The sequence below is a fragment of the Paraburkholderia sp. PGU19 genome, from assembly GCF_013426915.1.
Classification (GTDB): Bacteria; Pseudomonadota; Gammaproteobacteria; order Burkholderiales; family Burkholderiaceae; genus Paraburkholderia.
Genome location: NZ_AP023180.1, coordinates 1,700,084 through 1,713,222 on the forward strand (window position 1 = coordinate 1,700,084; position 13,139 = coordinate 1,713,222).

At 59.1% G+C, this 13,139-nt stretch carries 9 protein-coding genes, 1 tRNA gene and 2 pseudogenes; 6 read left to right on the top strand and 6 right to left on the bottom strand.

What is annotated here, in order from left to right; genetic code table 11:
- Positions 1-293: 293 nt before the first annotated feature.
- Positions 294-770 carry a hypothetical protein gene (locus H1204_RS25250; protein WP_180731269.1) on the bottom strand — a complete coding sequence of 159 codons (477 nt, stop codon included), beginning with the start codon at positions 768-770 and terminating at the stop codon, positions 294-296.
- A 65-nt stretch (positions 771-835) separates the two neighbouring features.
- Between H1204_RS25250 and H1204_RS25255 the strand changes: the two genes are divergently transcribed.
- Positions 836-2,191 (top strand): metallophosphoesterase, encoded by a 1,356-nt coding sequence (locus tag H1204_RS25255; protein ID WP_180731270.1) that lies wholly within the window; start codon positions 836-838, stop codon positions 2,189-2,191.
- A 136-nt stretch (positions 2,192-2,327) separates the two neighbouring features.
- On the opposite strand, the gene H1204_RS25260 is transcribed toward H1204_RS25255, so the two are convergent.
- Positions 2,328-3,404 (bottom strand): hypothetical protein, encoded by a 1,077-nt coding sequence (locus H1204_RS25260; protein WP_180731271.1) that lies wholly within the window; start codon positions 3,402-3,404, stop codon positions 2,328-2,330.
- Between the two features lie 757 nt (positions 3,405-4,161).
- Between H1204_RS25260 and H1204_RS51525 the strand changes: the two are divergent.
- The 3 genes and pseudogenes from H1204_RS51525 to hpnI form a co-directional block, all read left to right on the top strand.
- A pseudogene (locus H1204_RS51525) lies at positions 4,162-4,284 on the top strand (ceramide glucosyltransferase); the annotation flags it as partial.
- Positions 4,285-4,297: 13 nt separating this feature from the next.
- Positions 4,298-5,719, top strand: a complete 1,422-nt coding sequence (gene hpnJ, locus H1204_RS25265) for a hopanoid biosynthesis associated radical SAM protein HpnJ (protein WP_180731272.1) — start codon at positions 4,298-4,300, stop codon at positions 5,717-5,719.
- Between the two features lie 133 nt (positions 5,720-5,852).
- Positions 5,853-7,025: a bacteriohopanetetrol glucosamine biosynthesis glycosyltransferase HpnI gene (hpnI, locus tag H1204_RS25270; protein WP_180733303.1), complete on the top strand. Its 1,173-nt coding sequence runs from the start codon at positions 5,853-5,855 to the stop codon at positions 7,023-7,025.
- 258 nt (positions 7,026-7,283) lie between these two features.
- On the opposite strand, the gene H1204_RS25275 is transcribed toward hpnI, so the two are convergent.
- The gene (locus H1204_RS25275) at positions 7,284-8,450 is read right to left on the bottom strand and encodes a divalent metal cation transporter (protein ID WP_243468670.1); all 1,167 of its coding nucleotides are present in this window, start codon (positions 8,448-8,450) and stop codon (positions 7,284-7,286) included.
- A 442-nt stretch (positions 8,451-8,892) separates the two neighbouring features.
- Between H1204_RS25275 and gspG the strand changes: the two genes are divergently transcribed.
- Positions 8,893-9,348, top strand: a complete 456-nt coding sequence (gspG, locus tag H1204_RS25280; protein ID WP_180731273.1) for a type II secretion system major pseudopilin GspG — start codon at positions 8,893-8,895, stop codon at positions 9,346-9,348.
- A gap of 14 nt (positions 9,349-9,362) precedes the next feature.
- Here gspG and H1204_RS25285 read toward each other — a convergent pair.
- Positions 9,363-9,779, bottom strand: a pseudogene (locus H1204_RS25285) (phage integrase N-terminal SAM-like domain-containing protein); the annotation flags it as partial.
- Between the two features lie 316 nt (positions 9,780-10,095).
- Entirely contained in the window at positions 10,096-12,021 is a 1,926-nt protein-coding gene (locus tag H1204_RS25290) for an SMP-30/gluconolaconase/LRE-like region family protein (RefSeq protein WP_180731274.1), read from the bottom strand.
- Between the two features lie 549 nt (positions 12,022-12,570).
- On the opposite strand from H1204_RS25290, the gene H1204_RS25295 reads away from it, so the two are divergent.
- On the top strand, positions 12,571-12,765 hold the full coding sequence (locus tag H1204_RS25295; protein ID WP_180731275.1) for a hypothetical protein: 195 nt from the start codon (positions 12,571-12,573) through the stop codon (positions 12,763-12,765).
- Positions 12,766-12,949: 184 nt separating this feature from the next.
- Here H1204_RS25295 and H1204_RS25300 read toward each other — a convergent pair.
- Positions 12,950-13,042: transfer RNA gene (locus tag H1204_RS25300), tRNA-Sec, on the bottom strand.
- Between the last annotated feature and the right edge of the window lie 97 nt (positions 13,043-13,139).

Consider the following 13,139-nt stretch of genomic DNA (forward strand, 5'->3'; position numbering starts at 1 on the left):
AACAATGGAGCTTCTGTGAGCGGTGTAGGACCTTGGAACTCCAGGCTTTACCGAAAGTCACGTGCAAGCGCCGCGGACTTTGAAACCATGCTGGCATGCGCCCGGGTTGTGGAGCGGACGGTCGTGTCCATTTCAGGCACAAGCCCTGCGGCTTCCAATCGCTTGCCATGGAGATCCTTGGCTTCGACGTGTCATGAAGAACAAGTAGCACCGCTCGACGCGTCTCGGCACGAGAGGCCAGCAAAATTGGCGCGCCCAGGATCATGTCGGAATGGCCTGCGCATGATGCGAGATTATGCGCCACTGGACTCCATCTTTCTCAAAAATGGAGGATCCATGCGCACGTCGCCGGCGTTCCGGTCAATCAACTCCTCTACCTGGGTGCCGGTGTCATAGCGTACGCGTGACATCAATGCATCCCGGCGGCCCTTAGACGTACGCAAGTGGCTCACCTCGTCGTGTACAGGTGCGGCCGGTCGGCCAGATGCGCCGATTCGATGATCCCTGCCCGGCGTCGGGCGGACCGGCGCGTGACCAACCCGCTTTTCATACGGCGCACTGATCGCAAGACTGCTGCAACTGATGTACGCGAAGATCGAGTCCACGCCCTTCCCGGAACCCTTCCTTAATACCCTGTTCAGCGCGCCGCCTGTTACCACTTGCAACGACTGCAACTGAACCTCTACCTCAAACCATCGTCTCACCGGGAGCATTCCGCAATGGGGACCATGAAACCGTCGATGGTCGCCATACACCATGTTGTGATACATCCAGCAAGCCTTATCGACCGTCAAACGCTGTACAACGTTTTAACCACGACTGGAGGAAAGGGAACATGCCAAAGAAGAGCTCAGTTGGAACGTCAGCCAGCAACGGCAGCGGCCGCGTGCTCGTCGCACCCGTTTTCTCGCAGCCGCAGCCTACGCCCGATCCGCAAACCTTCATCGTCAGGCACGCATCCGATGTGGCAGCCTACAAGATCATCGACGAACTCAACCGTGAGCACAAACTCAAGGCCCTTCCGTTTCCTGTGCCGCGCGGTGGCGTCGAGCCCCGGCTGACACTCGCGGACGTGATCAACAACGATCAGACCATCCTCAACCAGATCAATGCGAACGGACAGATCGTTTTTCATTCGACGGGCGATTGCGGCAGTACCGGAGGCCCGAAAACACAGAACGAAGTCTCCGACAAGATGGTCAGCGATTTCGACGAAACCGATCCTGCCGAAGTGCCGCAATTCAACTTTCTGCTGGGCGACATCGTCTACAGCTTTGGCGAGGCCCAGTACTACTACGACCAGTTCTATGAGCCCTATCGTGACTATCACGCGCCGATTCTCGCAGTCGCCGGCAATCATGACGGGATGATCTCGCCTTTGCAGCATGAAAAAAGTCTGCAGGCGTTTCTGCGAAACTTCTGCTCCGACTGCTTTCAGGTCTCGCCCGACGCGGGCAACCTTTCACGTACTGCACAGATTCAACCGGGAGTCTTCTTTACATTCGAAGCCCCGTTCGTTCGCATCATCGCGTTGTATAGCAATACGCTCGAAGATCCGGGCGTGATTTCGAACAGCGACATCGGCAACAGCCAGCTGAAGTTTCTCAGGGCCGCGTTGACGCGGGTGAAGAAGGAAGGCTACACGGGCGCATTGCTGTTCGCGCATCATCATCCGCCATATGTCGCGCGCGGACGTCATGGCTGGAGTATCGAGATGCAGCAGCAGATCGATGCGATCTGCAATGAGGTGGGCGTATGGCCTCATGCCGATCTGGCAGGACACGCGCACAACTATCAGCGTTTTACACGCACACGTCCTGACGGAACCCAGATTCCGTACATGGTGTGCGGCAACGGCGGGCACAACGTGCAGCGACTGACCACCAACGGACAACCGCCGCTTCGTGCACCGCAGCTGATTCAGGCCGCATCGAAGGACACCGATGCCGTGCTCATCGAAAACTACGACGACCAGAACTACGGCTATTTGCGCATCATCGCGAACGACACCCAGTTGCGGATCGAATATCACGCCGCCGTCGACGGACCGCATACCAAGGCGCCCGACGATCAGGTGACCGTGGATCTGGCCACACGCCAGATTTCGCACTACGTTGCCCGCAATGCCGGCATACCCACACTGGCCGCGCGCATCCGGGAGTTCGCGCAAAGCGCGAAACGCAAACGCTGATGTCAGTTCCACGAAACGTGCTGCAAGCAAGTCGTCAGTATCTGGGCGATACAAATCAGACGACACGATGATCACGGCTTTATTCGCACCCATCAGCCGCGGCCATCGTGTCAAATGACATGCTATGCGAGCGTGACTATCGGTCATCCCCGGTTGCCACAAACGCCATACCATGTGGGCTCATCAGATTGGTCACGAGGGGCAGCAGTGCACCGCTGCCCAGGTCGAGCTGACCCACGTAAGCCGGCACGGCCGGCGTGCCATTCGTCGCAGCGACGCCCGTCGATGCGGAGAACGCTGCGCCGCGCTGCCACACATCGGCGCTGATCTTGTAGACCTTGTTGGCCTTCGTGTCCGACACGAGCAGGTAGCCGCGTCGTGAAGTCGCAAATACCGTGTCGTCGACCTGAACTCGACCGAGTAGCGGCAGATATTGCAGCTGCGGCTCAGTGCCCGGCGCGCGCCACAGTATGAGCTGGCCATCACCCTGGTCATCAAGCAGCACATCACCCGACGGAGTGAGCGTCATCGAATCCGGATCGGTCAGGTTGAGCCGCGTCACTGTGCCGAAAGGAATGTTGCTCGCGGTAGGCGTGCCGGACAATACCGCGGACACGTCAATCGTACCGTCAGATTCGAGAATGGCCCGCACGATCGACGGCCCTATATTCTGACCTTGTCCATTCAGTGTGGGATTGGATGCGCTGAAAAAGGCCTGGCCGTCCTTGAAGATGACGTCATCGTAACCGCCACCGTGCGGTGGCTTGCCGAAGACGTAGCGCCTGGTGCGGCCCGTTGCGGAATCGATGGTGACGAGGTTGGCATTCGCATCCTCGTTTTGCACGGCCCAGATTTCACGCGTGTACGGATTCACTTTCAGACCATCGTTGTGTCCCATGACGGTGATCGACCGCTGGACCTTGCCGTCCAGTGAGTATTCGACAATCTGGCTTTGCGCGTTACCGGAACCATCGGGTGCACCGCCATTTGCATAACCGACCCAGACGTGGTCATCGAGTACGGCGAGCGAATCCGGCGCGCTGGATCCGGCTGGCGGCACAGCAAAAACGTTGATGCTGAAGCCCGGCGTGAGGACGGGACTCGTTGATGTTTGCGCGGCGGCGTTGCCCGCCGCGAACGACAAAGCGGACAAGCCCAGCACGCCGCAAGTGAAGACGCGGCTGGCTGCGGCAACAGGTCGAAGGGATCGCATGTTTAGCTCCTGAGACGTGTACGCGGATGAGAATGCATGGAAGGTGGACGCAATGGTCCGAGTTCGAACGTGTGTAATGCCTTGAAATACCGCGTAGGTGATGGAAACATGCGATCGTGACCGAAGGGTGTCACGGGGCGAGAAAAGAAAATCGCAGATTGGTTGGCAATCTGCAATATCGCATCAGCGCGACGTAATGGAGACACGCAACGCCTCGGGCTGATCGCGACGTGCATGCATCGTGCGGGACACACGGCGCATCTAGCAAATCAGCGTTCTCGCGCGGCAAAGCGCTTCATTCGCGACGACGTCATTCAATTCACAACGTGACGGTTATTGTGACGCTGTCAGCGCAGATCGAACCATTCGCTTATCAGGAATGGAACTTGTTCTCACATTCAATCATCGCGCGTCAACCTGACTGAATTGCGCTTCTGCTGATTAAAGTTAGCAGTGTTTCAAGCGATCTGAACGCCCCCTCAGTTTCCCCAAAGGTAGCTCATTCAATCGAGATAATGATTGGCGATCAGTGTGCTCTGTGGCATCACTTGCAGAGAAGAACTGTACCTAATCAATCAGTGTGTCCCAGTTCCAGCGCCGGGAATGTTTGCTGTCGGAATAGTCACCCCCATTTTCTTACCGTTTGGTAAATAATCTATTTCCGGATCGGCGGTGAAAACGAAATGCGATTGTAACTTCTGCCTGATATAAACCTCCGAGATGTCGAAAGCCCCTTTTTTATCCGACCTCCATTGCGATTTGGCAACGCGAAACCCGCTGGCTGCGAACCATACGTTCGTTGAATCTGTGGGGCTTCGCGTTTCTGATCGTCACATTTCCGGCGCCGTGGATTCTACTCTGCGCCTGTCTGGCTTCACGCTCCTGGAGCACTCATGAAAACCCTGTTCTTGCAGGCGCCGTCGTACGACGGGTTTGATGGTGGTGCGGGTTCGCGCTATCAGGCCAAGCGTGAGATTCGCTCGTTCTGGTATCCGACGTGGCTCGCGCAGCCCGCCGCACTCATCCCCGACAGCCGTGTGCTCGACGCCCCTGCCGACGGCCTGTCCGTCGACATATCACTCGAGATCGCGCAGCAATACGATCTGGTAATCATCCACACCAGCACGCCGTCCTTTCCGACCGACGCACTGTTCGCCGAAGACCTGAAGAAGCGCAAGCCTTCCGTGCTGATCGGCATGGTCGGTGCGAAGGTCGCCGTCGATCCGCACAACTCGCTGACGGCGAGCGCGGCGATCGATTTCGTTTGCCGTGAAGAGTTCGACTTTACCTGCAAGGAAATCGCCGAAGGTCTGCCGTTCGCGCAGATCAAAGGCCTGAGCTATCGCGCGGCCGACGGTTCGATCGAGCACAATGAGGCACGCCCGATCCTCGAGAACATGGACGAGCTGCCGTTCGTCGCACCGGTCTACAAGCGCGATCTGAAGATCGACAACTACTTCATCGGCTATCTGAAGCACCCGTATGTGTCGATTTACACGGGCCGCGGCTGCCGCTCGAAATGCACTTTCTGCCTGTGGCCGCAAACAGTGGGTGGCCATCGCTACCGCACGCGCTCCGTCGAGAACGTGCTCGAAGAAGTGAAGTGGATCCGCGACAACATGCCCGAAGTGAAGGAGATCATGTTCGACGACGACACCTTCACCGACTTCAAGCCGCGCGTCGAGGAAATCGCGCACGGTCTCGGCAAGCTCGGCGTCACGTGGTCATGCAACGCGAAGGCGAACGTGCCGTACGCGACGCTGAAGATCATGAAAGAGAACGGCCTGCGCCTGCTGCTGGTCGGCTACGAATCGGGCGACGACCAGATTCTGCTGAACATCAAGAAGGGCCTGCGCACCGACATCGCGCGACGCTTCTCCGAAGACTGCCGCAAGCTCGGCATCAAGATTCACGGCACATTCATTCTCGGCCTGCCGGGCGAGACGCAGGAGACGATCCAGAAGACCATTGAGTACGCGAAGGACATCAATCCACACACGATCCAGGTTTCGCTCGCCGCGCCGTATCCGGGCACGACGCTTTATAAGCAGGCCGTCGAAAACGGCTGGCTCGAAGAGAACAAGGTGATCAACCTTGTGAGCAAGGAAGGCGTGCAGCTGGCGGCGATCGGCTATCCGCATCTCTCGCGTGAAGAAATCTATCACCATCTCGAACAGTTCTACCGGCAGTTCTATTTCCGTCCGTCGAAGATCTGGGAGATCGTGCGCGAGATGCTGGTGAGCTGGGAGATGATGAAGCGGCGTCTGCGTGAAGGTGTGGAGTTCTTCCGTTTCCTGCGCGCACACGAAGCATGAGGGACGTGCGCCGCTCCTGCCGCGCAGCGCAGAGGGGATAAACATGAAGCGTGTGGCGTGGTTTGTTTGCCCGAGTCTCCTGTTTCTCGTGATCGGACTCATCGATCTGCAAGGACCTCTGCGCGCAGTGCATATGCTTCGCTTCTGGTTGGCAGCGGTGTGCGGAACGGGCGCCGCACTCGGCATCGCTTACACGCTTCTGGCCAGCGCATTGATCCCGCGATTCTTCGCGAGGCCGACTTCTGGTGCCTCCAATTACCCGCCTGTCACGGTCGTCAAGCCGCTACACGGTGACGAGTGGGATTTGCTCAGCAACCTGTCGAGCTTCTGTCAGCAGGATTATCCAGGGGAAGTGCAGTATCTGTTCGGCGTGCACGATGCGGCAGACCCAGCGCTGAAATCGGTTGACGAGTTGCGCTCGCTCTACCCCCTGGCGCACATCACCGTGGTAGCGGATGCTCGCCTGTACGGACCGAACAGGAAGATCGGCAACATCGTGAACATGCTGCCGCAGGCCGCGCATGATGTGATGATCTTTGCAGACAGCGATGTGAGTGTGAGCACGGATTATTTGCGCGTCATCGTCGGCGAATTGCAAAAGCCGGGTGTGGGCCTCGTAACGTGCATCTATGGCGGGAAATCAGCCCCTGGACTGTGGCCGAGTCTGGCTGCCAATGCGATCAACTATCATTTTTTTCCCGGCGTTATAACCGGCTTGACACTGGGTCTGGCAGAACCATGTATGGGACCGACGATTGCAATGCGTCGCGCTACGCTGGAGAGGATCGGCGGTTTCGAGCAGTTTGCCCATCACCTTGCCGAGGACCACGCGATCGGCCAGGCGGTGCGTATGACCGGTGAGAGCGTTGCGATTCCACCGTTCTCCATTTCCCATGCCTGCGTAGAAACGAGTGCCACGAGACTGATCTCGCACGAATTGCGCTGGAGCCGCACGATCCGCTCCATCGACCCGGCAGGCCATCTTGGTTCTGCGCTGATGCATCCGTTCGCGTTTGCCATCCTGGCGGTCGCGATGTCGGGTGCGGCGCCCTGGTCATGGTCACTTGCTGCGGTCGCGCTCCTGACGCGCGCATGGTTAAAGTTGCGGGCGGACCAGGCTTTGGGCCACGTCGATCGGAGGCTTTGGTTGTTGCCAATATGGGACATTGCATTGTTTCTTGTTTTCGTCGCGAGCCACATTTCGACGCGGGTGACCTGGCGCGGCTTTACTTTCCGCGTCGACGGAAACGGCATGCTACATCCGCTACGCGACGAAGAGGAAAAGCCGGGACGACAGCCAACATAATCTGGCACACGTGCCGAACATCGGCGGACCAACCCGGGTTGGGAGGCGAGTCCCTCGTGGTTTTGATGTAGTGAACGACCGCTGAGTTTCCGCTCCATGAGCTGATCCGGGTTCCGTTCTGAATCATCTTGTGCCCTCCGCCGCTCTACGCTCCTGTCGATTCGCCAAGCGACCGGGTGGATCATTTTCCTTCGCTCCGGAAACTGACACCGGCAAGCCAGGTGCGACACCGGGCGGTTCGGCGTGGATCGGAGCCCCTCAAGAAAGCCGGCCCCTCCCGGCGCCTATCAGCGCCGCGGCACAAACCATCCCTGCAATCCCGCAGAGCAGCCACAGATACCCTTTTCGCGGCCGCTGCTGATACGGCAGCACAGTAACGCTGAGCGCGAGGAGCAAGCCGAGCACAAGGGGCAACATCAGTGCGTTGAGGACCTGTGCTGCGACGTTCAACATGACCAGGTCTGGTGCCAGCCAGACCACGCAGGCGCTGCCAGTAACGGAAGCCACGTACACCCCGTAGAACCAGGGCGCCGTCGTGGGGCGGTCTTCGAGCGACCGCCGGTATCCCGCCACTTCACCCAGCCCCCATGCGAGCGCCAGTGAGCTGACAATGGCTGCGACCACAGATGCGCCCAGCACACCAGCGCTGAACAGAATTCGTCCCGCCTGTGCGCCTACCACTGTCGCGAGCGCATCACTGATTTCCCCGATGCTCTGCAAAGAGCGCGGTTGACCATTTCCCGACAGCGTCGCCGCTGCGGCGACAAGGACAGCGGCGGTCAACAGCTGCGTGAGTACCGCGCCGACAGCCGTTTCAACCCGGGCCGCCATATGATCTGCTGGAGAGAGCTTTTTGTCCGCTACGGCCGCCTGCTGATAGAAGATCATCCACGGATTGAAGGTCGCTCCAATCAGCGCAGCAGCAAGGTAGCCAAATTCGCGGTTGCCGACGGGCAGATGGGGCAACTGACGCAGCAGGTCACGAAAGTGCGGATGCGCCTTCCAGGCAACTGCAAAGAACGTCAGTTCAAAGGCCCCGATGACGATCGCGATCTTGTCGGCGCGTTTATGCGAGCCGGTCAGCACGGTACCAATCAGGACGACGACTGCAAGCGGCAGCGTGACGGAGCGGGAGATGCCATACATTTCGCCGACGCCTGCGACGCCAGTGAACTCAGTGACCAGTGAACCGAACACTGCAATGGCCAGCCCGAGCGCTGAAACCCATGCCCACTGGGAACCAAAGTGCATGCGGATCAGTTCACCGTAGCCTCGCCCGGTAAAGATGCCCAGACGGACCGTGAGTTCCTGAACCATGTAGAGCAGAGGAATAAGTCCAAGCAGCACCGGCAACAGTTGCAGGCCCCATTGTGCGCCGCTCTGCGCGGCTGTCACGATATTTCCCGCGTCGCAGTCCGCGAGCATGACAAGCACTCCCGGTCCCCATAACGCGACCCTACGAAGACCCGGGGTGAATCCTGGTCCGGGAAGGAGAGAATCCGGCATGCGAATTGAAAGGCAGTGAAGGTAGTATTCCCGTGCGGATTGTAGCGTGCCTCGCACGGTCGGCTGGCATGTCGCGAGTGAGATACACACTGAAAGATCCGTCTCTGCGGGCCGCATCGCAGATGCTTTCTTGCCCGTTTTTTCTACTTGCATGTTCCGGTGAAAGTGATTGAAACGTACATCCTGTTAGGCGGTGGCTTCGGGCTTGCATTGTTGATCGCAGTCTGGGGAATCTGGCATCTCAGGTAACCCGGCAAACAGCGAGACTGCCGATGGAGCTGCGAGGTGGTGGCGTTGTCATGAAAAGCGTCCTATCAGGCCAGACAGAAATATTTTCATTAGAAGCAATCGTATATTCGTAATGCACCCAGGTCATCACCCGGCCAGAGCGACCGGTCAAGAGAAACGGCGCAGTTTGACGCTCATTCAGAGTATGGTGTTGATCGCGATTCTTGGCGTGCTCGCGGTGCTGATCGTGCCGAAGATCATGACTCATTCGAGTGAGGCGCGTCGAGACGCGGCGCGCCACGACATCGAAACGATCACGCGGGCACTCAAGCTTTATCGCAGCGACAATGGGTACTACCCCACCCAGAAGCAAGGGCTGCGCGCGTTGATTGAAAAGCCCTCCACCGACCCGGCGCCCAACAGATGGAAGTCCGGTGGCTATCTGGAGCGTCTGCCGAAGGATCCGTGGGGGCATTCCTATCAGTATTTGAACCCGGGTGTCCATGACGAGATTGATGTGTTCAGCTATGGTGCCGCGGGCAAGTCTGGTAGTGGGGGGGACGAGACCGACATAGGGTCATGGCACTGACGCGTACCACGGACACGCAGCCCGGTGCCATAGACGACTGAGAGCGCGGTCTGGTGCTTGAGGTTGGCCGTTGCGGCGATGAGCCGCCGCACTTCATTGGGGCTGAGCACGACGGGCAATATGCGGGGCACGCGCACCGGTTGCATCCTGACCATCAGTTCGGGCCGGTCGAGCGCGACTGTGAAGAAGAACTTCAGGCCGGTGATCGCGTGGTTCAGCGACACGGCCGATGTGCCGTGGTCGACCAGATAGAGCTGGTAGCGGCGCAGGTCCTCGACCGTGGCCGTGTCAGGTGAGCGCCCGAGAAACCGGGTGAACTCACGCACGATGTGCAGGCAGATGTCCTGCATCCTGGGGGCAAGCTGGCGCATGCGCGTGTCGTCGCTCATGCGCTGGCGCAGCGGACTGACGTTTGACTGTGAGGAGGTCATGATTCGGCTCCTGCTGGAGAACGAGGCGGATTGCCTCATTCGCCAACATACGGAACCGCGATGCCGGCCTGTCCCTGAACACCGGCGTCTGACCGTAGCCCCTACCGCGCGAGCGGTTTGAGTCTGCCGGCCAGTTTCTGCCACTCGAACAAATGTCACGACGGTCCGCTTGCAACCTGACATGTGACGGACGCGATTCCACTGCGAGTTTCACCGTTCATCGGTGAACGATCCTGGCAGCGCGCCGTTGCCTGTGCGCTGAGGCTTGCCAGATTGCTGGACTGAGGCGGGGAGTCGGCGCGACGGGCACAGGTGATCAGGGAGTCCAACGGTAAACAACAATGCTGGAGCCGTTGTAGTTATCCTTCGTGACCACGTACTCGCCGGTCGATCGAAGGTAAGATCGAAGACCGTACATCGAATCCACGTCATTGCCGACGTACACGTTGCTGGGGTTGCTGTTGATGAACGTGTTGTCCAGGCTGCCCGTCGTCAGGTTGAAGGCATCGATGTTGGGCACGGTGTGGACGTAGCCAACGAACAGGTAGTTGCCGGCAGCAGTGAGGGACTTCGGATTGGCACTGGTGAGCGTGATAACCGGGTTCGGGTTGGTCGTGTTGCCGGCGAGCCACCCATGGTAGACCTCTACGCGGGTTCCGATGCCGGTCCAGTCCGTGCTGCCCGTGATCCGCTGCCCGAGAATCATCGTGTCGCTTTCGGGCAGGTAGATGATGCGGCTCAGGTCACCGATCGATGCAGGAACTGTCACAGTCACGGGCGTTCCCCATGACGGCTTGCCGTTCGCATCGAACCCGGTCAGCGGCCAGTGCCAGATCTGGTTGGTCTTGTCGAGCCCGGCCCACACGTCACCCCTGCTGTCGAGGCAGAAGCCGTTGCGAACCCGCGCAGTGGCATTGAATAGCGTGCCCGGCAATACCCCATCCGGGACGGCAGTGTAGCCCTGGGCAGGGTCAAAGTGGAAGAAGTAGAAGCCGTCGGGGTTCTGGTCAGTGGCGACTAGCACCCTGTTCGCTCCTGCGCTCGCAATCATGCCGAAGTGCAGGCCGCGCCCCCGGTAAGTCACGTCGAGGCGGGGGTCGGACGGATACGTGAACGGGTCAACGGTGTTAGCGACAAACTTCCAGTCCGCACTACCTGTGCCTGAATAGATGTTCACGCCGGAATAGAACACGGTTGCGTCAGCCGCCGGATCGGGGGCGGCTATCGCCTCGAAATTCAGTGCACGCAGGTTGTAGAGGAGTTTGCCTGTCGGACTGTATTCGTAGAGGTCTGTGCCTCCTGTGCGTCCATGGTCCCATGAGCCTCCCCACGGCTGCGAGAGGATGTAGAGGTTGCCGGCCGAGTCTTTGCCGATTCCGTCGATGCGCGCGAAGCGCAGGCTCCCCACCTGGCCTTTCGTACCAGTCGTTGTATCCAGATAGCCACCCTTCACCCCGAATGTACTGTTCAGCGTCCACGTGCGCGTGTCGTAGATCTTCGCGTTCTGGTCCGGTCCTGCGTCGCCGATCCAAAGATACTGCGTGGTTGGGTCGAAGTAGAGCGCATGGGGGACTTCGCCACTGGGCAGGGTGAGCGTATGCAGGATGGTGCCGGTCTGGCTGACCTGAAGGACGGTGCCCTCTGCCTCCTGAGCGACGAGGATGTTGCCATTGCGGTCGAACGCAACTGCGCCGGGGTCAGTCACGGCAATGTCACGCAGCCAGGTGCCATTGGTGTCGTAAAGTCGCATGCGCGCGCACGGGTTGTCGCTCGCCACCCAGAAGTGGGACCAGGTGGCGATACCGGTGATCACATCGGCGCGCCGCTCGGCGGTGTCGCACGAGACCTGGATGCTCTGGTCAAACGTCCCCGTCACCCGGTCGTATCTGATCACCAGGCCGCTCGAGTAGACCCCGTTCACGCGCCCCCACTGGCGCGGTGCCCAGAGCTTGGTGGCATTGCCGGTGATGGCACTGCCTTGTGGTTCACCATGCGCGCCAATGCTGCCGGCGTTCAAACCACTCTTGTAGATCGCAATGCCGCCCTCGTTCTCGTCCCACATGGACGCGGTGTAAATGGTGCCTTCTGGCGCAACCCACATCGAACGCGCGGCGTTACCTACGTGAGTGGCGTTAGTCCCAAACGTATTCGCTATCCAGTCGGTCGTATACTGCCCCTGACATTCTGACGCGACCGTCGCGCTGAGCACTGCTGCAAAGAATGCGGCACAGATTCGCTTCATGACGTACTCCCAATTTGCAACACGTGCAACGGCCTCCATCAGGAGAACGGATGGCTTTTGCAGTGAGGTGGCTTGCAAGAAAGGATGCGGTCCGGCGCGATCAAATCCGCGAGCCGTGCAGACCGGCACGTTCCGCGCCGGTTTTGTCAGTCGGGGGACGTGCTCCTGAAAAATAGTGCTCTGGGCACGAAGCCCGAAGACCAAACAGAGCAGAAGTGTACGATTGCGTACGTTGGCATTTTCACGGCACCGTCACATTGGTGGCCTATGCCGCACCTGGCCATGCGGGTCAACGAACGGCCAATCCACCTTTGGATGCCGCCGTTGAGATCGACTGGACTGACGGGCCGAAGTGGTCGGCAAGGAGCATTCGACTTTCTCGACAGCGGCCATTCGCGGCCGAGGAATTTGACCGATCTCGCATGGCTGCAACATGGTCGAAAAGCACTGGTAGATCATCGGGCAGGTTTCCGAGCGAAGCCGATAACGGATAGGCATCGGCGTGCGATGGGTTCAGTTATCACGCTAGCCGCCTTCGAGGTACAGAAAATGGCAACACTGGAATTCTGGCTGGCCAACACGCACGTTCGGGCGTCGGGTGACGGTGACCATCTGTTTGATGCCATCGATGTGGATCGATTCCTTCAATTCGCTGATCCGGTCATCTGTCGCGCGACGTGGATTGCGCTCATAGAGATCACCACACCGGTCACCCTGAGCCGAATTGCCGAAACCAGCGTGTGACCGGGATTACCAGGAACCCGAGCCTTCGCATCGAGCCGCTGCGCGGCCGCGCGCCGCGTTCTTTTGCAACTCCCCGACCGCGTTCTCCTGTGTCATTCCTGCGGGGAATCAAGGGGAGATGGAGGGGCAAACAATTTCAAATGAAAGGAATTCGAATTATCCGGAAACCCATGTCACCACTGGGCGGAAGGCAGCCGGAGTCGAACCGACCAGAGAGTGGCTGACACCCCCTACTGGGTTTGAAGCCCAGCCGCACCACCAGATACGAATGCCTTCCGTCGACGCCTCACTTCACCCACAAACTTCCCGCGACCGATTATAGCCAGCGCTAAACAACACCAGCATCCGCGGGGCGCGCAATCGCGCGACTCCAC

Excerpts from the sequence above, each read along its gene's own strand:
- hpnI (WP_180733303.1), top strand. The coding sequence starts at position 5,853 with ATGCTTCGCTTCTGGTTGGCAGCGGTGTGCGGAACGGGCGCCGCACTC.
- H1204_RS25255 (WP_180731270.1), top strand. The coding sequence starts at position 836 with ATGCCAAAGAAGAGCTCAGTTGGAACGTCAGCCAGCAACGGCAGCGGC.
- H1204_RS25250 (WP_180731269.1), bottom strand. The coding sequence starts at position 770 with ATGTATCACAACATGGTGTATGGCGACCATCGACGGTTTCATGGTCCC.
- gspG (WP_180731273.1), top strand. The coding sequence starts at position 8,893 with ATGCACCCAGGTCATCACCCGGCCAGAGCGACCGGTCAAGAGAAACGG.
- H1204_RS25275 (WP_243468670.1), bottom strand. The coding sequence starts at position 8,450 with ATGCTCGCGGACTGCGACGCGGGAAATATCGTGACAGCCGCGCAGAGC.
- H1204_RS25260 (WP_180731271.1), bottom strand. The coding sequence starts at position 3,404 with ATGCGATCCCTTCGACCTGTTGCCGCAGCCAGCCGCGTCTTCACTTGC.
- H1204_RS25295 (WP_180731275.1), top strand. The coding sequence starts at position 12,571 with ATGGCAACACTGGAATTCTGGCTGGCCAACACGCACGTTCGGGCGTCG.
- H1204_RS25290 (WP_180731274.1), bottom strand. The coding sequence starts at position 12,021 with ATGAAGCGAATCTGTGCCGCATTCTTTGCAGCAGTGCTCAGCGCGACG.
- hpnJ (WP_180731272.1), top strand. The coding sequence starts at position 4,298 with ATGAAAACCCTGTTCTTGCAGGCGCCGTCGTACGACGGGTTTGATGGT.